The 23,437-nt window shown below is 64.0% G+C and carries 19 protein-coding genes and 1 tRNA gene; 7 read left to right on the top strand and 13 right to left on the bottom strand.

Translation table 11 applies throughout. The features are described 5' to 3' along the window. Positions 1-3: 3 nt before the first annotated feature. From PMES_RS08305 to mtgA, 7 genes are all read right to left on the bottom strand, one after another. Entirely contained in the window at positions 4-624 is a 621-nt protein-coding gene (locus PMES_RS08305; RefSeq protein WP_159965246.1) for an energy-coupling factor transporter transmembrane component T family protein, read from the bottom strand. Continuing rightward, positions 612-1,328 carry an energy-coupling factor ABC transporter ATP-binding protein gene (locus PMES_RS08300; protein WP_159965245.1) on the bottom strand — a complete coding sequence of 239 codons (717 nt, stop codon included), beginning with the start codon at positions 1,326-1,328 and terminating at the stop codon, positions 612-614. The genes PMES_RS08305 and PMES_RS08300 overlap by 13 nt, the downstream gene beginning before the upstream one ends. Before the next feature lie 106 nt (positions 1,329-1,434). After that, complete coding sequence (locus tag PMES_RS08295) at positions 1,435-2,358, bottom strand: DMT family transporter (RefSeq protein WP_159965244.1); 924 nt, start codon at positions 2,356-2,358, stop codon at positions 1,435-1,437. After that, a complete protein-coding gene (locus PMES_RS08290) occupies positions 2,355-3,386 on the bottom strand; it encodes an App1 family protein phosphatidate phosphatase (RefSeq protein ID WP_236549746.1) in 1,032 nt (343 codons plus the stop codon). The genes PMES_RS08295 and PMES_RS08290 overlap by 4 nt, the downstream gene beginning before the upstream one ends. A 40-nt stretch (positions 3,387-3,426) precedes the next feature. Next, positions 3,427-4,491: a tRNA epoxyqueuosine(34) reductase QueG gene (gene queG, locus PMES_RS08285; RefSeq protein ID WP_159965243.1), complete on the bottom strand. Its 1,065-nt coding sequence runs from the start codon at positions 4,489-4,491 to the stop codon at positions 3,427-3,429. 117 nt (positions 4,492-4,608) lie between these two features. After that, complete coding sequence (gene fzlA, locus PMES_RS08280) at positions 4,609-5,274, bottom strand: FtsZ-binding protein FzlA (RefSeq protein ID WP_159965242.1); 666 nt, start codon at positions 5,272-5,274, stop codon at positions 4,609-4,611. A 57-nt stretch (positions 5,275-5,331) separates the two neighbouring features. Beyond that, positions 5,332-6,060, bottom strand: coding sequence for a monofunctional biosynthetic peptidoglycan transglycosylase (mtgA, locus tag PMES_RS08275; protein WP_159965241.1), 729 nt, complete (start codon positions 6,058-6,060; stop codon positions 5,332-5,334). 192 nt (positions 6,061-6,252) lie between these two features. Between mtgA and PMES_RS08270 the strand changes: the two genes are divergently transcribed. Next, positions 6,253-6,576, top strand: a complete 324-nt coding sequence (locus tag PMES_RS08270; RefSeq protein WP_159965240.1) for a hypothetical protein — start codon at positions 6,253-6,255, stop codon at positions 6,574-6,576. A gap of 195 nt (positions 6,577-6,771) precedes the next feature. Here the strand turns inward: PMES_RS08270 and gltB are convergent, their stop codons facing one another. Continuing rightward, positions 6,772-11,310: a glutamate synthase large subunit gene (gene gltB / locus PMES_RS08265; RefSeq protein ID WP_159965239.1), complete on the bottom strand. Its 4,539-nt coding sequence runs from the start codon at positions 11,308-11,310 to the stop codon at positions 6,772-6,774. A 122-nt stretch (positions 11,311-11,432) separates the two neighbouring features. Further along, positions 11,433-12,869, bottom strand: a complete 1,437-nt coding sequence (locus tag PMES_RS08260; RefSeq protein ID WP_159965238.1) for an NAD(P)-dependent oxidoreductase — start codon at positions 12,867-12,869, stop codon at positions 11,433-11,435. A 215-nt stretch (positions 12,870-13,084) separates the two neighbouring features. On the opposite strand from PMES_RS08260, the gene PMES_RS08255 reads away from it, so the two are divergent. Beyond that, complete coding sequence (locus PMES_RS08255; RefSeq protein ID WP_159965237.1) at positions 13,085-13,888, top strand: undecaprenyl-diphosphate phosphatase; 804 nt, start codon at positions 13,085-13,087, stop codon at positions 13,886-13,888. Positions 13,889-13,933: 45 nt separating this feature from the next. On the opposite strand, the gene PMES_RS08250 is transcribed toward PMES_RS08255, so the two are convergent. Then, positions 13,934-14,917 carry a complex I NDUFA9 subunit family protein gene (locus tag PMES_RS08250; RefSeq protein WP_159965236.1) on the bottom strand — a complete coding sequence of 328 codons (984 nt, stop codon included), beginning with the start codon at positions 14,915-14,917 and terminating at the stop codon, positions 13,934-13,936. Positions 14,918-15,132: 215 nt separating this feature from the next. Here PMES_RS08250 and PMES_RS08245 point away from each other — a divergent pair. Then, positions 15,133-15,218, top strand: a tRNA-Leu gene (locus PMES_RS08245). A 210-nt stretch (positions 15,219-15,428) separates the two neighbouring features. Next, entirely contained in the window at positions 15,429-15,602 is a 174-nt protein-coding gene (locus PMES_RS08240) for a hypothetical protein (RefSeq protein ID WP_159965235.1), read from the top strand. Between the two features lie 248 nt (positions 15,603-15,850). Here PMES_RS08240 and PMES_RS08235 read toward each other — a convergent pair whose 3' ends face one another. Then, entirely contained in the window at positions 15,851-17,089 is a 1,239-nt protein-coding gene (locus PMES_RS08235; protein WP_159965234.1) for a DNA cytosine methyltransferase, read from the bottom strand. Positions 17,090-17,209: 120 nt separating this feature from the next. Between PMES_RS08235 and PMES_RS08230 the strand changes: the two genes are divergently transcribed. After that, positions 17,210-18,241 carry a Cfr10I/Bse634I family restriction endonuclease gene (locus PMES_RS08230; RefSeq protein ID WP_159965233.1) on the top strand — a complete coding sequence of 344 codons (1,032 nt, stop codon included), beginning with the start codon at positions 17,210-17,212 and terminating at the stop codon, positions 18,239-18,241. Next, positions 18,238-18,708, top strand: a complete 471-nt coding sequence (locus tag PMES_RS08225; RefSeq protein ID WP_268892415.1) for a very short patch repair endonuclease — start codon at positions 18,238-18,240, stop codon at positions 18,706-18,708. The genes PMES_RS08230 and PMES_RS08225 overlap by 4 nt, the downstream gene beginning before the upstream one ends. Positions 18,709-19,332: 624 nt before the next feature. Here the strand turns inward: PMES_RS08225 and PMES_RS08220 are convergent. Next, positions 19,333-21,015, bottom strand: a complete 1,683-nt coding sequence (locus PMES_RS08220; protein ID WP_159965231.1) for a primase-helicase family protein — start codon at positions 21,013-21,015, stop codon at positions 19,333-19,335. A gap of 500 nt (positions 21,016-21,515) precedes the next feature. On the opposite strand from PMES_RS08220, the gene PMES_RS08215 reads away from it, so the two are divergent. Then, positions 21,516-21,659, top strand: coding sequence for a hypothetical protein (locus tag PMES_RS08215; RefSeq protein WP_159965230.1), 144 nt, complete (start codon positions 21,516-21,518; stop codon positions 21,657-21,659). On the opposite strand, the gene PMES_RS08210 is transcribed toward PMES_RS08215, so the two are convergent. Then, a complete protein-coding gene (locus tag PMES_RS08210; protein WP_159965229.1) occupies positions 21,660-22,865 on the bottom strand; it encodes a DUF3644 domain-containing protein in 1,206 nt (401 codons plus the stop codon). It lies immediately after the preceding gene. Positions 22,866-23,437: the final 572 nt, after the last annotated feature.

Here is a 23,437-nt window from a genome sequence, read left to right as displayed (position 1 = left end):
TGTTTATCCTTTCGATGAGGCGGGGGGGCGGACGCCGCCGCGCGCGCGCAGGGCATCGGAAACATGTTCGGCATCGTCGATCGCGAGAAGCGCGAGCGGGGTCACGAGGCGCCAGCCGGGGCGGCGGCGCGAGCGGGCCCGCCAGGCTTCGCCCAGGGCGGCCGCGCGCTGCAACTGCACAGGCACGAAGCGCATCACCAGGGCAAGGCTCAGCGCCGGGAGGCGGGGCTCGATCCCCAGCCGCGCGAGCGGCGCGGCCACGCGCTCGACCAGGGCGATCATGTCGTCGAGACGGGTCGTCATGGTCACGAGATTGGCCAGGCCGAAGGCGGCGGCGAGCTTGCCGATCACCAGCGCGCCCTCGGCCCATTCGCCCAGGATCCCGTGCCACAGGGCCACGATGGCGACGAAGAAGACCAGCGGGCGCAGCATCCGCAGACCGGCCGCCGCGAAACGCAGCCCGCCTGCGAGGTAGAGCCCCGCCACCAGCGCGGCCGCGCCCCAGACCGCGCGCGGATCGCCGCTCAGGGTCACGGCGAGGGTGAAGACGCAAAGTGCCAGTAGCTTCGTCGAGGCGCGAAGCGCATGGTAGGGCGTGCGAATTGGCGAGGTCAGAGAGAGCATTCATCCGCCCCCGCCCGTGCCATCCGCTCGGCGTATTCCGCGAGCACCGCACCAGGGTCTCCATCGCGCAGGATGCGGCCCGCCTCGATCCAGATCACCCTGTCGTAATCGGCGAGCGCCGCGAGATCGTGACTGGCATGCAGCAGGTTCTGCTCGACCGCGCCCAGGCGCCGGGTCAGCTGCGCGATCGTGGGCGCGTCGAGACCGGCGAAGGGCTCATCGAGGATCACGAGGCGCGGGGCCATGGCCAGCACCGCCATCAGGCAGACCAGGTGACGCTGCCCCTGCGACAGGGTGGCGATCGGGCGCTCGGCCCAGTCGGCCTTGCCGAAGGCCGCGAGCGTCTCGGTCGCACCGGCGCGGGCGGCCCGGCGCCCCAGGCCCTGCTGCGTCAGCCCGAAGGCCAGCTCCTCCTCGACGGTGGGGAAGATGATCTGGTGGTCGGGGTTCTGGAAAAGGATGCCGACGAGCCGGATCGCCTCCGCGCGGTCGCGGAAGATGTCCGCCCCCTCGATCCGCACCTTGCCGTGATCCGGCGCGACGAGCCCGGCGGCAAGGCGCGCGAGCATCGACTTGCCCGACCCGTTGCGCCCGACGAGGCCGACACGGCGCTCGCGCAGCTCCAGATCGAAGCCGTCGAAAATCCGCCTGCCGTCAAGCGTCAGCGTCACATCCTCGAAGCTCGTATGCACCGGGTTCACCATGCCCCTTCTATGGCGCAGTGATGGGACGGAAACCAGAGCTTACGCATGGGTCATCCGGGGTGCCCGCCGGTGGTGGTGGCGGGGACGGAAGGGGGGGGCGCCGGCTTCAGCCCTGCGGCGTCATGCCGGGACGGGCCTTGCCGCGCGCCAGCCCGAGCTGGCGCTCGCGCCAGATGATCAGCACGCCGGCGGCGATGACCAGCAGCGCGCCGCCGATCACCCGGCTGCCCGGGATCTCGTCGAAGGCCCAGTAACCGATCGCGATGGCGAAGAAGATCGAGGCGTAGTCGAAAGGCGCGACCACGGCGGCATCGGCATGGCGGTAGGCCGAGGTGAGGAAAATCTGTCCCAGCCCGCCAAGCAGGCCCGCGATCACCAGCATTCCCGCCGCCACCGGACCGGGCATCCGCCAGCCAAGGGGCAAGGTCAGCAGCGAGAGCACCGTCGCGCTGACCGAGAACCAGAAGACGATGGCCGCGGTGCTTTCGCGCGCGACGAGGCGGCGCACGAAGACCTGCGCGAGCGCGGCGCAGGTTGCCGCCGCGAGAACCAGGAGCGCGCCGAGCTGCTGGCTCCTGTCGAGCCCGTCCTCCCCGAGCGCCGTGAGGCGCGGCGACAGGATGACCACCACGCCCGCCAGTCCCAGCCCGACCGCTGCCAGCCTGAAGAGGCGGACCTGCTCGCCAAGAAACATCGCGGCGAAGATCACGACGAGGAGCGGCGAGGCATAGCCGATCGCCTTGACCTCGGCGAAGGGCAGCAGCGCGAGACCGGCGAAGCTCGCCCCCATCGCCATCGAGCCCACGAGCCCGCGCATCAGGTGCCCGACCGGATCGCGGGTACGCAGCCCATGGGACAGATCGCCCCGCCAGAGCAGCCATGCGAGGATGACCGGGATCGCGAAGAGGGAGCGGAAGAACACTGCCTCGCCGGGGGGCACCGCGTCCGAGCTGGCCTTGATGAGGGCGGACATGGCGACGAAGAGGGCGACCGAGACGAGTTTCAGCCCGATGGCCCTGAGCGGGTTCATGATCTTCCCGGCCCGATCCCGCTGCGCTCGAGCGCCTCTGCAAGGCCGTAGAAGTCGCTGCCATGCTCGACCCTGAGGCCAAGGCGTTTCATCGAGGCCATGGCCACCCGGCTCGCCTCGTCGGGGCCGGGGCCGGGCTCGCGCAGGATCACCGCCGCGATGCGCCCGCCATGCCTGTGCGCGGCCTCCAGATAGACCTCCGCGTCATGCTGGCCCGTATCGCCGATCAGCACGAAGGGCAGGCCCGGATTGGCCTCGAGGATCAGGTCGATCGCGGCGCCCTTGTGATCGCCATGGGTGTTGGTGATGAACTGCCCCTCGCCCAGACCGTAATCGCGCAGGAACATCGGCCCCGCCGTCAGCCCCGCCTGCGCGAAGACGCGAACCAGGAAACTGTGCAGGTTCCATGGCGAGGAGCTGACATAGAAGACCGGGTTGCGGCCATGGCCCGAGAGGTGGTCGATCAGCACCACGCTGTCCTCGAAGACCTTCCGCGTCAGGGAGGAGCCGGTGAAGGTGGTCCAGAGGTTGAGCGCGAGGGAATAGGCCCCGGTCTGCATCATCGTATCGTCGATATCGGAGATCACGCCGATCTCTGCCCGGCTGTCCGTGACGAGCACCGGGCAGCCGACCCGCGAGGCGGGAACCCCGTCGACCTCGAGCGCGATCTCGTGCCAGCCGGGCAGATCGCCGGCCGCCGAGCGCGGCACGACGAGCGAGAAATATCCTTCCTCGTCGCTCACCGCGCGCACGTCATGCGCCGGGGCGCAAACGGTGATGCCGGGAAGCTCATCGGTCAGGAAGAGCCCGGCCATCTGCTTGAGATTGTCGAGCAGGCCGTGATCGGGATGCGGCGCGGTGCTCCGCAAGGAGGCCAGCACGCGGCCACGCAGAACCAGCCCCTCCGGCGTGCTGTAGCCCCTGTGGGGGTCGATCACGGGGGTGTCCGACTTGCGGGCCGGGCGAATTCTGTCGATCCCGCGTTCCGCCGCGAGCGCTGCACGGTGCAGCCAGCTTCCCTGCGCCACGGCGCCTCCGATCCTTGGCCGGCCGCTTGCGCGGCGGCGTTCAGCTCTCCCCCGCCCTGCCGGGGGTCAGTCGCATCCTAGCCCAGTGGGCGGCATCGGCAACCGCCGGATCGGGATCGTCCAGAAGCGGGATGAGCGCGGGCAGGAGGTCGGGCCGGCCCGAATTGCCGATGGCGTAACAGACGTTGCGCACGAACCTGTCCCGCCCGATCCGCTTGATGGGAGAGCCCGAGAACTTCGCGCGGAATGCCGCATCGTCGAGCGCGGCAAGCTCGCGCAGCGGCGGTGCGTCGAGATCGGGGCGCATCGCATAGCGCGTCTCCGAGGCCTCGACCGCGAACTTGTTCCACGGGCAGATCGCGAGGCAATCGTCGCAACCGTAGATCCGGTTGCCCATCAGGGGCCGCAGCTCGGGATCGACCGGGCCGCGATGCTCGATTGTCAGATAGGAGATGCAGCGCCGCGCATCGAGCTGGAACGGCGCGGGAAACGCGTTCGTCGGGCAGATGTCGAGACATTTGCGGCAGCTTCCGCAACGCTCCTGCGCGGGGGCATCGAGGGGCAGCTCGAGCGTTGTGAAGATCGCGCCGAGAAAGACCCAGTTGCCGATCTCGCGGCCGAGCAGGTTGGTATGCTTGCCCTGCCATCCCAGACCCGCGGCCGCCGCGAGGGGCTTCTCCATGACGGGCGCGGTATCGACGAAGACCTTGATCTGCGCTTGCGGCGCCCGGGCGATCAGCCATCGGCCCACCCGCTTGAGCGCCTTCTTGACGATGTCGTGGTAATCCTTCTGGCCGGCATAGACCGAGATCGCGGCCCGGTCCCGCTGCGACAGGACCGCGAGCGGGTCGTGCTCGGGCGTGTAGCTCTGGGCCAGCATGATGACGGAGCGTGCCTGCGGCCAGAGGGCGGCGGGGTCGCCGCGCCAGCCCCTCCGCTCGGCCATCCATTCCATCTGGCCGTGGCGGCCCTCGCCGACGAAGCTGGCGAGCCTGCCGGCGGCCTCGGGGATCGCGTCGGGGCGGCAGATACCCATGAGGGTGAAACCGGCTTCCCTCGCCTCGCGGCCCAACGCGTCCTTCAAGGCGCCGGCATCACCGCTCATGGGAAAGGCCGGGGGCCGTCCGCCCCCGGACCCCCGGAAGGTATTTGCACGAAGATGAAGGGGCGCGCGGGATGCGAAGACATGCGGGGCGCCCCCGCCTCGGCGCGGGGCGGCGTCTCAGAAGTCGAGATTGGCATAATGCCTTGGCGGCAGGAAGCCGGGAAGCTGGTCGGCGAGGATGCCCCTGAAGGCCGGGCGCGACTTGATCTTGGCATACCAGTCCTTGACCGTGGCCGAACGGTTCCAGTCGACATCGCTGATATAGTCGAGGCAGCTCAGATGGGCAGCGGCGGCGAAATCGGCGATGCTCATCTGATCGCCCGCGAGCCAGCGGCGCTGATCCAGAAGCCAGCTCATGTAGTCGAGATGGAACTTGATCGCCTTGGCACCCTTCTTGACATTGGTGCTGTCCGGGTAGCCCTGTCCCATGACCTTCTTGTTCACCCGTTCGTAGAGCAGCTTCTTCGTGACCTCGTGAAAGAACTTGTCGTCGAACCAGGCGGTCAGGCGGCGCGCTTCGTAGCGGCCCTGCGCGGTGCTCGGCAGCAAAGGGGGATCGGGCTGGATCTCCTCGATATATTCGCAGATCGCCTGGCTCTCCGCCAGGACCATGCCGCCCATCTTGAGCACAGGGACCTTCCCGGCGGGATTTCGGCGAAGGAAGTCGGCGTCCTGCTCCCAGTAGCGCTCCTCGACCAGCTCGACCTCGATCCGTTTCTCGGCGAGCGAGAGCCTGACCTTGCGGCAGAAGGGCGACAGCGGGACGTGATAAAGGCGATTCATGTGAACTGCGATCGTTCTGTGGGACCTGCTCCTGCATGCCGGTTTACGGCCGGCAGTTCAACTCTCGAAGCAGGCGCTGCGCCCATCGCCGCGGATCGTCGCCGCCCCGTCGGCGATCTGCCTGCCGCGCTGGCGGACGAAGTCGCTCGGACGCGAGGCCGAGCGCCCCTTGGGATCGGGCAGGATCGCGGCGAGCCGCGAGGCCTCCGTCGCGCTCAGATCGGCGGGGCCCTTGCCGAAATAGTGCCGGGCGGCCGCTTCGATGCCGAAGACGCCGGCGTCGAACTCGGCGATGTTGAGATAGACCTCGAGGATGCGCCTCTTGCTCCAGACCGCCTCGACGGCCGGCGTGATGACCGCCTCCATCGCCTTGCGGAACCACGAGCGTCCCTGCCACAGGTAGACGTTCTTGACCGTCTGCTGGCTGATGGTCGAGGCGCCGCGATTGCCGCCGGCCGCGATCGCGGTGCGGATGGCGGCCATGTCGAAGCCCCAGTGAACGCAGAAATTCGCATCCTCCGCCGCGACGGCGGCACGGGCCATGACAGGCGCGACCTCTTCGAGCGGGACCCATTGGTGATCGATGCTGCCGAGACGCGCGCGTTCGGCCATCATGTATGGCGTGATCGGGGGGTCGAGCACCGTGTAGAGCGACACCGCGAGGGCCAGGATCGCGATGACGGCCAGCACGAGGCGCCTGATCCAGATCAGGGCCGTGATGGCGGGGCGCCGGCGTTTCGCGCGCTTGGCCCCTTTCGGGGCTTTCTTGACGGTCTTCTGGGCCATGCGCCCATGAACACGGATGCGGCGCGCCGGTCAAGCGCACGGCGGGGCGGGGGGTCTGGGCGGCGGGGTGCCGAGCCTTCGGTGCCGTTTGAGCGCCTGGCCGCCGAGCCATCTTTCGGGCGGCCCCATGGATGAACCTGTTCGCGGGGGACGACGTTTGCTCCCTGTCAGTAACCAGAACGGAGACGTATCATGATCCGGAATTACATCGCACCCGCCCTCGTCGGTCTCGCGCTCAGCAGCGCGCCGCTCGCCGCGCAGGTCAATGCCAACAATCTCGTCAGCGTCAATCTGAGCAACAACGACATCGCCAATGACATCGCGCGCGATCTCGATGTCAATGTCAGCCAGATCCCGGTGACGGTGCAGGTTCCCGTCGGCATCGCGGCCACCGTCTGCGACGTGCAGGCCAACGTCCTTGCCCAGGGCAAGAAGGACGGGGACGCCGCTTGTGATGCGACCTCGTCGAGCCAGGCGCTGAACCAGGCTGTCCAGAAGCAGATGGTTGCGCAGTAACCACGCGCCCTCCCTCTCGGACGAAGCCAGGAGAACGGCGGCCCCTAGGGGTCGCCGTTTGCCGTTCGAGAGGGGCGTTCGGCGCGGCGCTGTTCGCGGCGCCATCCCCCCGCCGGCGCTGCCAGCCAGCCATGAAGAAGGGCGGCCCCCGCAAGGAGCCGCCCCTTTCGCCGTCCCGGTATCCGGGCGCCGCGCCTACTCGGCGGGAATCGCGGCTTCCTCGATGCCCAGGGGATGCTCGAGATGGGCAAGCATCTCCTTGGGGCAGATCTGCAGGAAGTTGCCCCGCTCCTCTTCCCAATGCTGCAGGATCTCCGCGGCCTTGCGGCTTCCGGTCTCGGCGGCGTGGCGCTCCACGAGGGTCTTGAGCCGGTTTTCCCAATGGGCCGCGCCGACCGGGTTGATGACCAGCGTCTCCTTGTTGATCAGCGCCGGCGCCCGGCCCTCCGGATCGTAGAGATAGGCCATGCCGCCGGTCATCCCCGCCCCGAAATTGGCACCGATGGGGCCGAGGATCACCGCCGTGCCCCCGGTCATGTATTCGCAGCCATTCGAGCCGCAGCCCTCGATCACCACCTCGGCCCCCGAGTTGCGCACCCCGAACCGCTCGCCCGCGCGGCCGGCCGCGAAGAGCATCCCGGCCGTCGCGCCGTAGAGGACCGTGTTGCCGATGATCGTGTTGTCGGCCGCGACGAGTGGGCTCGACATCGGCGGCCGCACCACGACGATGCCCCCCGAAAGCCCCTTGCCGACATAGTCGTTGGCATCGCCGGAGACCTCGATCTTAAGGCCGGGCGCGGCGAAGGCGCCGAGCGACTGGCCGGCGCTTCCGGTCAGCTTCACCGTCAGGTGATCGGGCTGAAGCTGGTTGCGCATGCCGAACTTCTTGACGATGTGGCTCGAGATGCGGGTCCCGATGGTGCGGTGCGTGTTGCGCACGGCGTATTGCAGCTGCATCTTCTCGCCATCCTCGAGGAAACGCGCGGCATCCTTGACGATTTCGGCGTCGAGCGTGTCGAGAACGGCGTTGCGCTCCTTGAGCCGGTCGTAGGTGATCCGGTTCGCGCCGTCGACGGTGATCAGCAGCGGGTTGAGATCGAGATCGTCGAGATGCGCGGAGCCCCGGCTGACCTGGCTGAGCAGATCGGCGCGCCCGATCACCTCGTCGAGGCTGCGCGCGCCGATCGAGGCGAGGATCTCGCGCACTTCCTGGGCATAGAAGGTGATGAGGTTCACGACCTTCTCGGCATTGCCGGTGAACTTGCCGCGCAGCGCCTCGTCCTGGGTGCACACGCCCACGGGGCAGGTGTTGGACTGACACTGGCGCACCATGATGCAACCCATCGCGATCAGCGCGGCGGTGCCGATGCCGTATTCCTCGGCCCCCATCATGGCGGCCATGACGATGTCGCGCCCGGTGCGAAGGCCCCCGTCGGTGCGCAGCGTGACGCGGCCCCGGAGGTTGTTCATCGCCAGCACCTGGTGCGCCTCGGTCAGGCCCATCTCCCACGGCAGGCCCGCATATTTGATCGAGGTTGCCGGCGAGGCGCCGGTGCCGCCGTTATGGCCGGAGATCAGGATCACGTCCGCCTTGGCCTTGGCGACGCCGGCGGCGATCGTGCCGACACCCGAGGAGGCCACAAGCTTCACCGTCACCTTGCAGCGCGGGTTGATCTGCTTGAGGTCGTAGATCAGCTGCGCGAGATCCTCGATCGAATAGATGTCGTGATGCGGCGGCGGCGAGATCAGGGTCACGCCGGGGGTGGAATGGCGCAGCCGCGCGATCAGCTTGGTCACCTTCATGCCCGGAAGCTGGCCGCCCTCGCCGGGCTTGGCGCCCTGGGCCACCTTGATCTCCAGCTCCTCGCACTGGTTGAGGTATTCGGCCGTGACGCCAAAGCGCCCCGAGGCCACCTGCTTGATCTTGGCGGAGGGGTTGTCACCGTTGCTCTCGGGCACGAAATGCGCCGGATCCTCGCCGCCCTCGCCCGAGTCGGACTTGGCGCCGATGCGGTTCATCGCGACGTTCAGCGTCTTGTGCGCCTCGGGGCTCAGCGCGCCGAGGGACATGCCGGGCGTCACGAAGCGCTTGCGGATCGAGGTGATGCTCTCGACCTCCTCGATCGGGATCGCCTCGCCCATCGGCTTGATCGCGAGCAGGTCGCGCAGGTGGATCGGCGGGGCGGACCGCATCTTGGCCGAGAACTGCGTCCACATCGCGTAGGACGCCTTGTTGCAGGCCATCTGGAGCATGTGCATCGCGGTGGCTTCCCAGGCATGGGTCTCGCCGGAGCGGCGGGCCTTGTAGAAACCGCCGATCGGCAACACGTCGAGACCGCCCTGCCATCCAAGCGCATGGACCCCCTCGAGCTTGTGCTGGATACCGTTGACGCCGATGCCGCTGATCCGGCTGTGCATGCCGGGGAAGTATTCCGCCGCCATGGCCCGGCTGAGCCCGACCGCCTCGAAGTTCAGCCCGCCCCTGTAGGAGGAGATGACGGAAATGCCCATCTTGGCCATGATCTTCAGCAGCCCCTGGTCGATGGCGTTGCGGTAGCGCGCGACCGCTTCCGTCAGGGAGCAGTCGAGCAATCCGCGCTCGATCCTGTCGGCAAGGCTGTCCTCGGCCAGATAGGCGTTCACCACCGTCGCGCCGCAACCGATCAGCACCGCGAAGTAATGCGGGTCGATGCATTCGGCGGAGCGTACGTTCAGCGAGCAGAAGGTCCGCAGGCCCTGCTTGGTAAGCCAGCTATGCACCGCGCTGGTGGCCAGGATCATCGGCATGCCGACCTTGTCCTCGCCGCTCCCGGCATCGCTGAGCACCAGGTGCCCGGCGCCCGAACGCACCGCGTCCTCGGCCTCTGCGCGGATGCGCTTGAGCGCCGCCGTCAGCGTGCCGAGGCCCTGGCCGGCGGGGAAGGTGCAGTCGATCAGAGCCATCGGCGCGTTGAAGGCCTGTGTGAGCCGCTCGAACTGCGCGTTGCCGACGAAGGGGCTGTCGAGCACGAGGATCTCGGTCTGGCTGCTATCCTCGTCGAGCACGTTCTTGAGGTTTCCGAACCGGGTCTTGAGGCTCATCACCCTGTATTCGCGCAGGCTGTCGATCGGCGGGTTCGTCACCTGGCTGAAGTTCTGCCGGAAGAAATGCGACAGGGGGCGGTATTTCTCGCTGAGCACGGCCGACGGGGTGTCGTCGCCCATGGAAGCGAGCACTTCCTTGCCGTCCTCGGCCATCGGGGCGAGGATTTGCTCCAGCTCCTCGATCGAGTATCCGGCCGCGATCTGGCGGCGGCGCAGCTCGCTGCCGGCATAGACGGGGGCTTCGTTCACGGCCGCGAGCGCGCTGTCGAGCTCGGTGATCTTGCCGACCCAGTCTCCGAAGGGCAGCGCCGCTGCGAGCTTGTCCTTCATCTCGGTGTCGTGGAAGAGAAGGCCCTTCTGCATGTCCACGGCGAGCATCTGGCCGGGGCCGAGCGCGCCCTTCTCGACGACGCTGGCCTCGTCGACCGGAACCATCCCCGCCTCGGAGCCCGCGATCACCAGCCCGTCGCCGGTCACCACGTAGCGCATGGGCCGCAAACCGTTGCGGTCGAGCCCGGCGCAGACCCAGCGCCCATCGGTCATCGCAAGCGCGGCCGGGCCGTCCCACGGCTCCATCACCGAGTTGCAGTAGGAATACATGTCGCGCCAGGCCGCGGGCAGCTCCTCGGCCTGCTTGGACCACGATTCGGGCACCAGGAGCGTCTTGGCCATCGGCGCCGAGCGGCCAGAGCGCACCAGCACCTCGAAGACCGCATCGAGCGCGGCGCTGTCGGAGGCCCCATGCGCGATGATCGGCTTGATGTCCTCCGCCAGGTCGCCAAAGGTCCCCGACGCCATGCGGATCTCGTGACTGCGCATCCAGTTCTTGTTGCCCTTGAGCGTGTTGATCTCGCCGTTATGGGCCAGCATCCGGAAGGGCTGCGCCAGCCACCATTGCGGGAAGGTGTTGGTGGAATAGCGCTGGTGATAGATCGCGAAGGCACTCTCGAACCGCTCATCCATCAGGTCGGGATAGAAATTGGCCACATCCTGCGCCAGCATCATGCCCTTGTAGATGATCGACCGGCAGGACAGCGAGGCAAGGTAGAGCTCGCGCACGCCGGCGGCCGCGGCGGCCTTCTCGATGCGACGGCGGATCACGTAAAGCTCCCGCTCGAAGGTTTCCTCGTCCACGCCCTTGGCATTGGAGATCAGGATCTGCTCGATCTCGGGGCGGGTCGCATTGGCCTTGTCTCCCAGAACGGAGACATCGACCGGCACGTGGCGCCAACCGTAGATGTAGTAGCCCATCCGCAGGACTTCCGATTCGACGATCGTGCGGCAGGTTTCCTGCGCGCCGAAATCGGTGCGCGGCAGGAAGACCTGCCCCACCGCCATCAGCTGATCCTTGCGCGGCGCATGGCCGGTGCGCTTGATCTGGTCATAGAAGAAGGCGGCGGGGATCTGCACGTGGATGCCGGCCCCGTCGCCGGTGCGCCCGTCCGCATCCACCGCGCCGCGGTGCCAGACCGCCTTGAGCGCGTCGATCCCGTTCTGCACCACCTGGCGCGAGCGGCTGCCATCGATCGAGACCACGAGGCCGACGCCGCATGATCCATGCTCGTCATCCTCGCGGTAGAGCGAGTTCTCGCTCATCCAGGCGCGGCGGTTCTCCTCGGCATTCGCCCAATCGGCATCGAACTTGGTCATCTTCATCTTCCACTTCGAAGGGGGCATTCCGTGCCGGTGCCCTGTCAAACGTGATCCGCCCCGCCGGCCATCCCCCGAAGGGTGCCGGCGCGCGGCGCTGGATGGTTGCGCGCCGGGCGCGCCTATTCGGCGGCCACCCCGGCGGAGGCCGTGTTGATCTGGGTGAGGATCGCATCGGCGGCCTCGCGGCCGTCGCGGATCGCCCAGACGACGAGGCTGGCGCCGCGCTGGATGTCGCCGCAGGCGTAAACCCCCGGCAGGCTCGTCTCATGCGTGCGGAAATCGGCCGTGACCGTGCCCCAGCGCGTCACCTCAAGCCCCTCGACGCCCCAGAGCTTGGGCAGGTCCTCGGGCTCGAAACCGAGCGCCTTGATCACCAGATCGGCCTCCTCGACGTAATCGGCCCCCTCGATCAGTTCGGGCATCCGGCGGCCCGTCGCATCGGGCGCGCCAAGGCGCATCTTGTGCACCATCACGCCCGAGACGCGCTCGCCGTGAAAGCCGCGCGGACCGGAGAGCCAGACGAACTCGACCCCCTCCTCCTCGGCATTGGCGACCTCGCGCTGGCTGCCGGGCATGTTGTCACGGTCCCGGCGATAGAGACATTTCACGCTGCTCGCGCCCTGCCGGATGGCGGTGCGCACGCAATCCATCGCCGTATCGCCGCCGCCGATCACGACGACCTTCTTGCCTTCGGCATTCAGCTCGCCATTGTCGAATTCGGGCACTTCGTCGCCGAAGCTCTTGCGGTTGGACGCCGTCAGGTAGTCGAGCGCCCGCACGATCCCCTGCGCACCGATCCCCGGCGCCTCCAGGTCGCGGCTCTTGTAGACGCCGGTGGCGATCAGGATGGCGTCATGCTTGGCACGCAGCTCGTCGAAGCTCACGTCGCGGCCGACATCGCAGCCGAGCACGAAGGTGACGCCGCCATCCTCGAGCTGGGCGATGCGCTTCATCACGACATCCTTCTCGAGCTTGAAGCCGGGAATGCCATAGGTCATCAGGCCGCCGGCGCGGTCCTGCCGCTCGTAGACGGTGACCTGCACCCCGGCGCGGCGCAGCATGTCGGCCGCCGAAAGCCCGCCGGGCCCCGAGCCGATCACGGCGACGCTTTCCTCGCGCTCGTAGGCGGGGCGGATCGGCTGCACCCAGCCCTCCTCCATCGCCGTGTCGTTGATGTATTTCTCGACCGCGCCGATGGTGACGGTGCCGTGGCCGGATTGCTCGATGACGCAATTGCCCTCGCAAAGCCGATCCTGCGGGCAGATGCGGCCGCAGATCTCGGGGAAGGTATTGGTCGCCTGGCTGATCTCGTAGGCCTCGCGCAGACGCCCCTCGGCGGTCAGGCGCAGCCAGTCGGGAATGTTGTTGTGCAGCGGGCAATGGCTCTGGCAATAGGGCACGCCGCACTGGCTGCAACGCGAGGATTGCTCGGCCGCCTTGGCATCCGCGAATTCGCGGTAGATCTCGCCGAAATCCTCGCGCCTGAGCTGCGGCGGCCGCTTTTCAGGCATGTCGCGGTCCACAGTCACGAATTTCAGCATGCGCTGCTCGGCCATCTCGTTTCTCCGAATGCAAGGTCCAAAGCCTTCTATACCGAAGCGCGGAACGATAAAAGGCAGCATTGCTTACCTATATAGCGAATTGTGGCAAGAAATGGCACAGGGCCGCGTGAATTTTCACTGTAATAGGTCCGATGTGGATCTTTTATTGTCCTTACCCCCGCATGGCAGTCTGTTAGGTTGGCCGGGATTCTCCCGGCTCGCATGGTGACATGACCCTCCTCCATCTGCTTCTCGTCGCCCTTATCCAGGGCCTGACCGAGTTTCTTCCCGTCTCCTCCTCCGGTCACCTGATCCTCCTCCCAATGCTCAGCGGGCTCGCCGACCAAGGGCAGACGATCGATGTCGCGGTGCATGTCGGCACCCTTGGGGCAGTGATCGTCTATTTCCGCCGCGAGGTCGCCGAGGCACTGGCGGGCATCGCGTCTCTGCTGCGCGGGCAACTCGATCGGCGCGAGGCGCGGCTTGCCGGGGGGCTCGTCGTGGCGACCATCCCGGTGATCCTCGCCGGGTTCGCGCTCCATGCGACCGGGCTCGACGACGCGATGCGCTCCGTCGCGGTGATCGGCTGGACCATGATCGTCTTCGGGATCGTTCTTTACTGGACCGACCAGAAGGGCCCCGAGCGGCGGGAAACCCGCGACTGGACGCTGCGCCATGCGCTCGTGATGGGCCTGTGGCAGGCGGTCGCCCTGATCCCCGGAACCTCGCGGTCGGGGATCACCATCTCCGCGGGACGCTACCTGGGATACGCGCGCGAGGACGCGGCACGGCTCTCGATGCTGATGTCGATCCCGACGATCATGGCATCTGGCGCGCTTCTCGGCCTCGATGTGCTCGGTGATCCCGCCCCGGGATTGCTGCGCGACGGAGCGATCGCGGCGCTTCTGGCCTTCGTCGCCGCGCTCCTCGCGCTGATCTTGATGATGCGCCTGCTGCGCAGCGTCAGCTTCACCCCTTACGTGGTCTACCGGCTGATCCTCGGGGCGGTGCTGCTCTGGGTCGCCTATGCCTGAACGGCCCGGCGGCACGCCATTCGCGGACGCGCCGTCCGGGACGCCTCACTCGCCGCGCAGGTTCTTGGCGCTCTTCATGATGTCGGCATACTGGCCGTCGCGCCGGAAACGCCACAGGTATTCGGGCAGGATCGCACCCATCGCCATCGGCGTGATGCCCAGGTCCTCAAGACCGCGCGCGCCGGGTGACACCACGTTGTCCCGGCGAAGGTTGCGCACCTGATCGCGGGTGATAGGGCCGGCGATCAGACCGCCACTGAGCGTCTTGAGAAGATCGAAACTCGCCCCCATGATCCCGCCGAGCCAGAAGGGCAGGCCGATCACCGCGCGGCGGCGTCCTGTCACTGCCAGCATGCGGCGCATCAATCCGCGGAACGTGTCGACCTCCGGCCCGCCAAGCTCGTAAACACCGCTGACCGACGAATCGCGCAGTGCGGTTTCCGCCGCTGCCGCCACATCGTCGACGAAAACGGGCTGGAACCGCGTCTGCGCGCCCACGAGGGGAATGATCGGCATCGTACGGGACATGGCGCCGAAGCGGTTGAAGAACGAATCTCCCGGCCCGAAGATGATCGAAGGCCGCAGGATCACCGCGTCCGGGAATGCCTCGAGGACCGCCTTTTCGCCCTGTGCCTTGCTGCGCGCATAGGCGCTGTCGCTCTGCTCATCGGCACCGATGGCCGAGATCTGAACCAGTCGTCCGATGCCAAGCTCGGCGGCAAGCTCGGCGACGCGCGCCGCGCCCTCCCTCTGCACCGCCTCGAAGCCCTGCTTGCCCCCTTCGGCGAGGATACCGACGCAGTTGACCACGGCATCGGCGCCGCGCATCGCGGCACGCACGCTCGCGGTGTCGCGGATGTTGCACAGGATCGGCTCGACCTGCCCGACCACGCCATAGGTCCGGACGAACTGCGCATCGTTGGGCCGCCGCACGGCAACCCGCACGCGCCAACCCGCCCGCGCCATCCGGCGTGCGATGTTGCGCCCCAGAAAGCCCGAGCCGCCGTAGATCGTGACGAGTTTCGACATGACAAACCCCTCTTGCGTGGTCCTTCACGGGTTTACGCATCGCCCCCCCGCCATACAAGCCTCAATCCCCGGAGGGGTCCCGCGCGCGCCCCGCCGGGCCTGCGCGTGCGGTCCGCAGCCCGGCGGCGGCCTTATCCGCGCGGGCTCTCTGAACTTCTTCGGATTGCGCGTTGACAGCCCCGCGCAGGCTCTGTAAATCGCCCCTCACGACACCTGCCCAGGTGGCGGAATGGTAGACGCGCTAGCTTCAGGTGCTAGTACTCGCAAGGGTGTGGAGGTTCGAGTCCTCTCCTGGGCACCATCGTCAAGCTCGAAAACCCAGCAATGCTGGGTTTTTTGCGTGTTTGCAGGTGTTTCCTTCGAAAACTGCCCCACAAGTTGCCCCACAGATCACCTCGAGCGCCTCGCTCGGCCCGCGGGAAGAACCTGCGAGTCCCGCCATCCCATCGTTTTCCGCACCGAGGTCATCAGACCGATCTTCCCTCCGACATCAATCTGGAAGGCGGAGCAGATGAACGAAGCATTGGAAAGGCTGGAGGCTGCGCGAAGCGTAATGGTGCGCGTCGTGCAGGCGAGAGAGGACCGGGTGAAGTATGTGGCAATCGTCCGTGAGCTCGAGCGACAGATTGCGGCGCAAGCAGACCTCGACGACGATCTCGCACGTATTATGGGGGAGGTGGCATAGCGCGTCGCTCAAGTTCGATCCGAGCATGGCGCATGGCCTCACGCGGGTTCTCGGTGATGCGCCAATAAGAGACAGCACCGCACCCGCGCCCAACACCACACTTGCCAGAACCCATGCGGCTCCAGCCAGCGTGCCCGCGATGGCACCCAGGACGGCGGCGATGTTGATCTTCGATCCGTATTCACGGTCTATCCCCCTGTTTTTTGGGATAGGCCCCGGCCGCGCGGCTCGGAAACTTCGCTGCGAGATTACTCGGCAGCGACCATTGCAGTTTGCGGCGAAGCCTCCGACTCGACGCCTTCATCGACCGGATACGAATTCTCGACCCTTTGAAGAATGCCGAGAGCCATTTGTCCGGCTGCTCTTCCGAGCAACGGAGGGACAGCATTTCCGATCTGTTTCAGCATCTGCCACTCAGATGTCCGAAAAACAAAACCATCATGAAATGACTGCAAGCGCGCGGCTTCTCTGACGGTTATCCAACGCTCCGATTTGGGATGGACCCATTCCGAAAGGTCACGATGCATCTGTGCGAGAATAGTGTATGATGGCAAGTCAGGATGCAGTCGACGCCATTTCTCCGGGCGGGCACCGTCCCAAATATGCTTCGGAAGACTATTAGCCTTTTGGCCTGGCTTCAGAAATGAAATTAGGTGGGCGCGGCGAGCTTGGATTTCCTTGGTATGATGATTGTGGAGCATGGGAACTCCGCTTTCATCGAAAGCAAGCTTCTTCGCTCTTTTCCTGCGGATCGAGAATGGTCCAGATCTCCCATCAAGGCGGACCTTCTTCATGAAGTCGGAGGGAGTTTCTGCCTCTGGATAACCAACGACCTCGCCGGAGTCGACGACGCCAGAAGGCAAGTCACCTATTGCCTCCCATACGGTAACCGGCCTTCTCACTTTCTGCTTTGCAAGAAGAGAACGCGCCACTTCTTCGAGACTTCCCTCAAACTTCAGATCGTCCCTCGTCCCAAAAAAGAAAACCCTCTCCCGCGTCTGCGGCACTCCAAAATCAGCAGCGCTGACTTTGATGAAAGCTGTGTTCGAGTAGCCAAGTCTCATGAAATGAGAGATGATTGCATGCTTGAAATGACCACGGTTCATCAGAATCATGTTTGGAACATTCTCCATGATGAACATTTTGGGCTTCAGAGTTTGGACTACGCGAGCATATTCCAAATACAGGTCGTTCCTCTCATCGCCGATGTCCCTTGGCCCAATTTGGCTGAAACCTTGGCAAGGAGGGCCTCCAAAAACAACTGAAACGTCATCACCACAGAATCTGTGATGATCCTCGTGCTTCAGAAAATCGTGGATGTCGATTTCGAGGAGCTTTGTCTCGGGAAAGTTCGCCCTGTATGTCTCGCAGGCGAACCGGTCGTTTTCCACGGCGACCCTCACGTCGAAGCCCGCCACTTCCATGCCCTCGCAGAAGCCACCACACCCTGCGAAGAGACTGACTGCAACCGGCTTCTTGCCCGCCATGCCCCGCTCCCTGCCCAATTTGTTCACCTTTTATCCTATCTTAGCCCACACCATCGTGTGGATCAACTCGGAACCACTATAACCTTGTGAGTTTCTTCCCTTTCAGGCAGTCTCTCGCGCATGCCGTTCACGTTCCCAGCAGCACCACATGCCGACTCGCAAGCAAGCGTCTGCGCCGCATGTCATGCGGCGGGCACTGGCTGCCTGCTTGATGTGCGCCAAGTAAAGAACAACCGAAGCACGAAGTTTCAGATAACGCAGCATCGTCTCCTCGCCTGCGCATTCGAATCGTTCACACCAGGTTCCATCGGAGACCCTGACCCTACGAGAACTTTCAAGGCTTACCGCGAGCAGGGCTACAAGAATTTAGAGGAAGCCGGTAAAATCATCTTTCCGAGCGATTTCGAACTGACGACCGCGCAGAAGGGCAAGGTCGACGGTGATGTTTTCGAGATGCTGGAAGCCGCCGCGCTGTGGAATGTCGCTGCCGCCTGGAACTCCTTCATGGATACTGGGGTTTGGTCGCACCCGACGCTTAAAAAGCCCCAAGGCGCCGTTCCGACTCCGAAACGCAAAGTAGCGATCATTAAGATGCCGCGTGGAGGCGACACAACGCAACTTCTGACACCGTCAGCTCGTGCGGAATATCAAGCTTTTGAGGCTTCGCTATCCGGCCGGGGAATGGAGTTGAGGCTGAGCACTCCGGACATTCTTGGTATGCGGATTCCCGACCCTGCGCCGCCCGGGTTCGAGATATTCGACCGACCCATCCCCAATCTGACGATTGCTTCTCAGCAAAGGATTGAGCGCGCGCTTGATACTGTCCGTGGAGCTTTCGAAGGGCGACATTTCCTTTTCGCGATAGCGGTCAAGACCAGCGTCAGAAGTGATCGACTGTATCAGGCTCTCTTTGAGGCGAATGTCCTCAAGTATATCCTGGGTTATGTTCTCCGAGGCCCTGCGATACGCTTCTACGCTCACATGGAAAGTTTGGAGGGCGCCGACGTTCGGGGTCGATACAGCGCGGCCTCCATGACCTCGCTTCTCACCGGTGGCACACCGACGCGCGCGATTGACGAAACCTATCAGGCTCTGAAGCCATTGGAGACGTCGCAGCGAGTTTTGGATGATCTGCCTACATACGTGCTTTGAGTAAACAAAAGCACCCACTCACCCGATCGGAGAACATGTCGCGAATCAGGTCCGTCGACACGAAGCCTGAGGTGTGGGTTAGACGTGAGCTTCACGCCAGGGGTTTCAGATTTCGAATTCATCGGCGAGACTTGCCAGGCCGGCCGGACATTCTTTTGCCGAAATACTCGGCCGCTATACAAATCCACGGCTGCTACTGGCATGGACACAGTTGCATTAAGAGATGGCCCAGAACGCGCACTGAGTATTGGGTCGACAAGATTGGCAGGAATATCTCCCGCGACGACAAAAACTTGGGCGCACTGATTGAAAAGAATTTTCGAGTCTTAGTCGTATGGGAGTGCGCCCTTGGTCGCAGCGGACAAGCAACCTCTGATGTCGTCGACAGTGTAGTTGCTTGGCTTCACGGCGACGGTGTAGTTGGAACGGTGGACACCAACGGGCTTCATCAAAGTTTTCTGCGTTAAGTCCGTCGCGTCAGCAAGTTGCCCGCAGCGTCCACCACCTCAGCCCGGGACCACGCTCCCGCGCAGGCGAACTGCCCGATCTCGCCGATGTCGAGCACCACGGCCGCGAACTCATCACCCCGTCTCAGGACCCGCTCGCCGAGGCGGGTGGTTTTCATGAGGGCGTGGCGTGGGGAATGTCGGCAAGCCCAGGTTATCAGTCTCCTACAGAAACCGCTTCACCTCGTCTCCGGCCTCTTCATCGACGCCATCGCGATATCGCTCGTGGCCTTCCCATTCGATGACAAGGTCTTAGACGCCAGTCTCAAGTCGCTCGATGAATACCGTGGGACGCTGATCATCTGCACTCGTGAGTAGATGAGATTGGCATTCGGCATGCCAATCTCATGGTCGAAGTCCGAGTAAGCGATCGTGCGAAGATCCTCCTCGCGATTTCCGAGGCGATCCAGAATCCACTGGCCGCGTAATTCCAGACCCGCTCCTCCGAGCTGGTGATACTCATGCCCAACCTCGTATGGTTGATTCTGTCGTGGCGGGTGGGCATGAAGAACCCCCGATCGGAGGACCGGGGGTAAGTTAACCTATCTGGATGGGACTTGGCCCAGTCGCCGGGGTCTCGTGGGATTACTCGGCGACAGTGGCCTTCGCCTTCTCGATCTGACTGTTGGTAAAGATGTTGCGGTTCCACCGCGGCTTCTGGATCTCCAGGGCGGCAGTCCTCCAAGACATGCCATTGAATGCGAGGCCGACAACTTCGTTCGGTGCTCTGCTGATCTCGTCAAAATCGCGCACCGCCCAGAGGCGAACCTGCTTGACCGCGCCGCTTACGTTGATCCGAGGCTTGCCGAGGTCACCGCCACCAATGCGCTCCTTCTTCAGGAAGGCCGTGATCGCTTGGACCGTCATCTGGCGAGGTGCGCCAGCATCCTGGGCAGCCTTCAGTGCCTCGCGCGTGTTGATCACGTCTTTTTCGAACGGCGCAGCGCCGGACTGCCACGCGTCCTCAAGCCAAGCCTCGACGCCGTTCTGGGTCGCGTTTCGCACGGTATCCTTGTGCTCGGTGTGCGGAGCGGGGGCTTTCGGGTTGAAGTGCGACAGGTCGCGGTTCATCAGGACATGCGCGAACGCAGCGATCTCGTCGCCCCAGATCTTGCCGTAGAAATCCTTAAAGTAGTCCGGCGACTTCGGCTTCTGGCGGCAGATGATCACCAAGTAGCGGCGATCCTCGTCTTCGATAAAGGCGGCGTTCTCATAGTTCGAGAGCATCATGAAGTTGGCCTGGTTCATGATCCTGTAGGGCTTCACGTTCTTCTCGTTGACCCGGATGACCTCCTGTGTGATCAGGGGCTTGAGCTTATTCGCCACCTCGCGGCGCTCGCCACACATGATCTCTGGAACGACGACAAGCGAGGTCGATTTCATGAAGTCGAAGCGGCCATCTGCAATGGCGCCGTCGTCGAGGAAGTAGGCATTGTCATACCCAATGATCCGCGCGAGGGCGATGCAGATCGTATCCTTGCCGACGCCCTGAGCCGGCGAGATCAGGAGAGGGGCGTAGTTGATCTTCACGCCGGGGTTCTGTGCGGTGAACGCCATCCAATCGAGGAGCTGGCCCGCGATAGTTTTGTCGCCATTGCAGAGGTAAAGGATGTGATCGAGCATCCATGCCGCATCACCCTTCACGGGTTTCACGTCCGAAGAACTGTAGGTGTTCAGCCAGTTCACGCCGTCTTGCTCAACAATCTCTTCACGCGCGCCGGGGATAAACCGCTCATTGTGGACGCGGTCGGCGACCGGATCTTCCCGCAGCACCTTGAAGGCGTCCAAGCGGTCGCCCCTCTCAGAGTTCGGGTCGATCGGCATGTTGTGCGCCTCGCTGTTCGAGAGCGCCTTCGTTGAGATCCAATCTTCAGCACGTCGGTCCCAGATTTCATCGCGGAACGCGGCATAGACATATCGCTGGCGGAGATAGTGGGCGACGTTGAAGCTTTCCCGCTTCTCTTTCTGCTCCTGCTCGCCGGTGCCGAGTTCGGCAGCCCTGCGCTCCTCTACCTCACGGGTCTCGAGGCACCACCAGACATGGGCGGGCTCGACCGAAGTCACCGATGCCAGGAACTCACGGGCAACACGCCTGTCGTCATCGTCATCTCCGCCGGAATCGCCGTCCTCATCATCGCCTGCTTCGACGATCTCTTTCACCGCGGTGGCCTTTACGCCGGCGCCTTTCTTCTGGATCGCCGCGACGTCGGACTTGGTGAGCGCGGAAGGCTTGCGGCCGAGCGCGGGGAATTTTACTGTTTTGCTCATGATAGGTATCCACTTGTTTTTGTTTGCCTGACCTCCTCCCGGGCCGCTCCCGGTGGCCAAACCGGGAGCTTCAGGTCCAAGTGGAGTGCGCGACTTCATCAGCCGCAGGAGGGATATGGTCCCCGCGCTGGGTGTTCGTGAAATGTTCTTAGAATAAAGTTGACGCCGGGCGGAATTTCTGGGGCGTGGGGCATTGGGACGGAGGATCAGCCCGTGGGACAGAGGCTGTGTTTAAGAGTATGTCTCTGAAAAGAAAAAGGAAAACAGCTTGGGACAGACTGGACAGAGGTCTCGCCACTCATCCTAATGCGCACACATACATAGTTGCGTCTATGTATGGCCAAATGATTATGTTTCATGCGCAAGAGTAGTATGGATTCCTCTGTCCCGTCTGTCCCAAAGAATAAAGTAGCAGTAAACAGAGGATGTTATCGTGGGACAGAGGGCGGATTGGGTCTCTGTCCCGTCTGTCCCAGCCGCGTTCATGTTCCAGATCGATCATGGGGATCGCGACGCCCGACCAGTTTCCCCATCGACCAGGAAATCCGCACCTCCTTCGCATGATCCGCATCCTGATCCCGCTCATACTCACCGCCGGCACCCTGGCGTTCAGCCATGGTCAGATTGGTGCCGCCATACCGTGATCACCGATACCGATCGCCTTCCTGCTTGCATTGCTCGATCACCCTCTCGATCCAGCGGTCATACCAAACCCAGGTGCCCTTGTAGTCGCCTTGGCATCCGTAGCCTTTGTCCGGGTTCTTCGCATCAAGCTCCTGCATGAGCTTCGTGTGATCGCCCTGGCCGAACCCCGGATAACCTGCCTTCGTCACCGCAGCGAGGACGTCCTTGCGGATATACCTCGTTCGGTTGACCTCCTTGAAAATCACGTCCCCGACTTTCTCGGCCTCCTCGCTGCCGGGCTTTACCGTGACAACCGCCATGTCGGCACCGGCGGCCTTCTTGGCGGCCACCGGGACGAACGCGACCTTCAGCCTGAATGCGGGGTCCTTCACCTGCTCGTCGGTCAGGCCGTTCTCGAACGCCTTGATGAAGGACGACACATGCGTCGGTAGAGACGACGCCCTCTTCATGGCGCTGCGCTGCTCGGGGCCGAAAGAGACAAACTGAAGCGCGATGGGTAGTCTTTTTTCAAGACCGAACTGCTTCCCGAACAGGTCCTTCAAAGCATCATTGAAATTGAGAGCACACGACTGGAGCTCGGCTCCGATCGCATCGTCAATCCGGCTCGTCGATTGATGCTCGATCTCATTGCGGAGTTCGATCAGGAACTTCAGGTTGTTCTTCGCGCCTTCTGAGACCGGGCATTTCCCAGTGCTGAGGCATTTGCTGAGGTCCCAGTATCGTTCGGCACCATGTGCGGTCTTCTTGTCGTTGTAGACGTAGGGGATGCCCTCGCGCTTGTAGTAGGCGTGGAGCAAGTAGGTCCATGCGATGACGGCTGTGGTGATGAACAGCTCGGCGCGGAACATGAGCCCTGCCGAGTTGAAGATATGGACTGCCGCGATCATCGCTTCCCTGGCCTTGATCAGGAGCTCATCGCCCCTGGCACTCAGTCCCGTTTCGTGGTCCACGTCCGGCCAGGCCGAAAGGAAGGCGTCGAGCTCTTCAGGATCGGCCGCCTTGGTCGCCTTGTGCTTCTTGCCGATGTGAATTTCGTGGATCGTCCGGCCATTCAGCGACCGTGTGGGGCGGGTGAAGTATGCCAGGATATCCTGATCGCTGTATTCGCCGCACCCGATCATCGCCTTCACCAGAGCGACCTCCCACCTTTCGAGGGTGTTGCCCCGGCGGCGCTTCCTTTTGGGCTTCTCTTTCTCAACTGCCATTCATCACCTCCTGGTAGAGCAATAGCTACGGGAAGGATTCGGGCAAAGTGCTGTTTTAGCTGGCAAGTAGTGATATACTGCTGGCGTGACAGAGGATGATGCACCCCGCGAGAACACGTCTGGTGAAGGTCCCCGCCGGTTCGCCACCGGTCGTGAGATGCATGAGCGCCTCGCCCGTAGCGGACCGCCGCATCCGGTGACCCTCGAGGCGACCGAGCGGGCCGCCCTCCGGCGCCGGCCTGGCCAGAACATCGAGCGCAAGGACGATTGAGCGTGGCGAAGTCGCGCTGTGCCCGTTCCTTGCGACCTCGCGAAGTCGCGCTCTGCCCGTGTCGCGCCACCTGGTTTTGGATCGGCCCCGGCGGTCACCTGTTCCTTGAAAGGCGGGGAGAGAGACAATGAGACGATTTACAGTCGCTGCTACCTATCAATAGAGCTTGCTGAAGGCCCCTTTTCGGCACCCCGATATCGAGAAGCAGCAGGTAATCGGTAAGCGTTTCCTGGCCCGCACCTTCCCAATTCTCACCTGACCTGAGATTTCGCACCTGACGGAGATTAGGGCAGGAGTTTCG

The organism is Profundibacterium mesophilum KAUST100406-0324, from assembly GCF_009835145.1.
Taxonomy (GTDB): Bacteria; Pseudomonadota; Alphaproteobacteria; order Rhodobacterales; family Rhodobacteraceae; genus Profundibacterium; species Profundibacterium mesophilum.
This window is presented reverse-complemented; position numbering and strand designations above follow the sequence as displayed.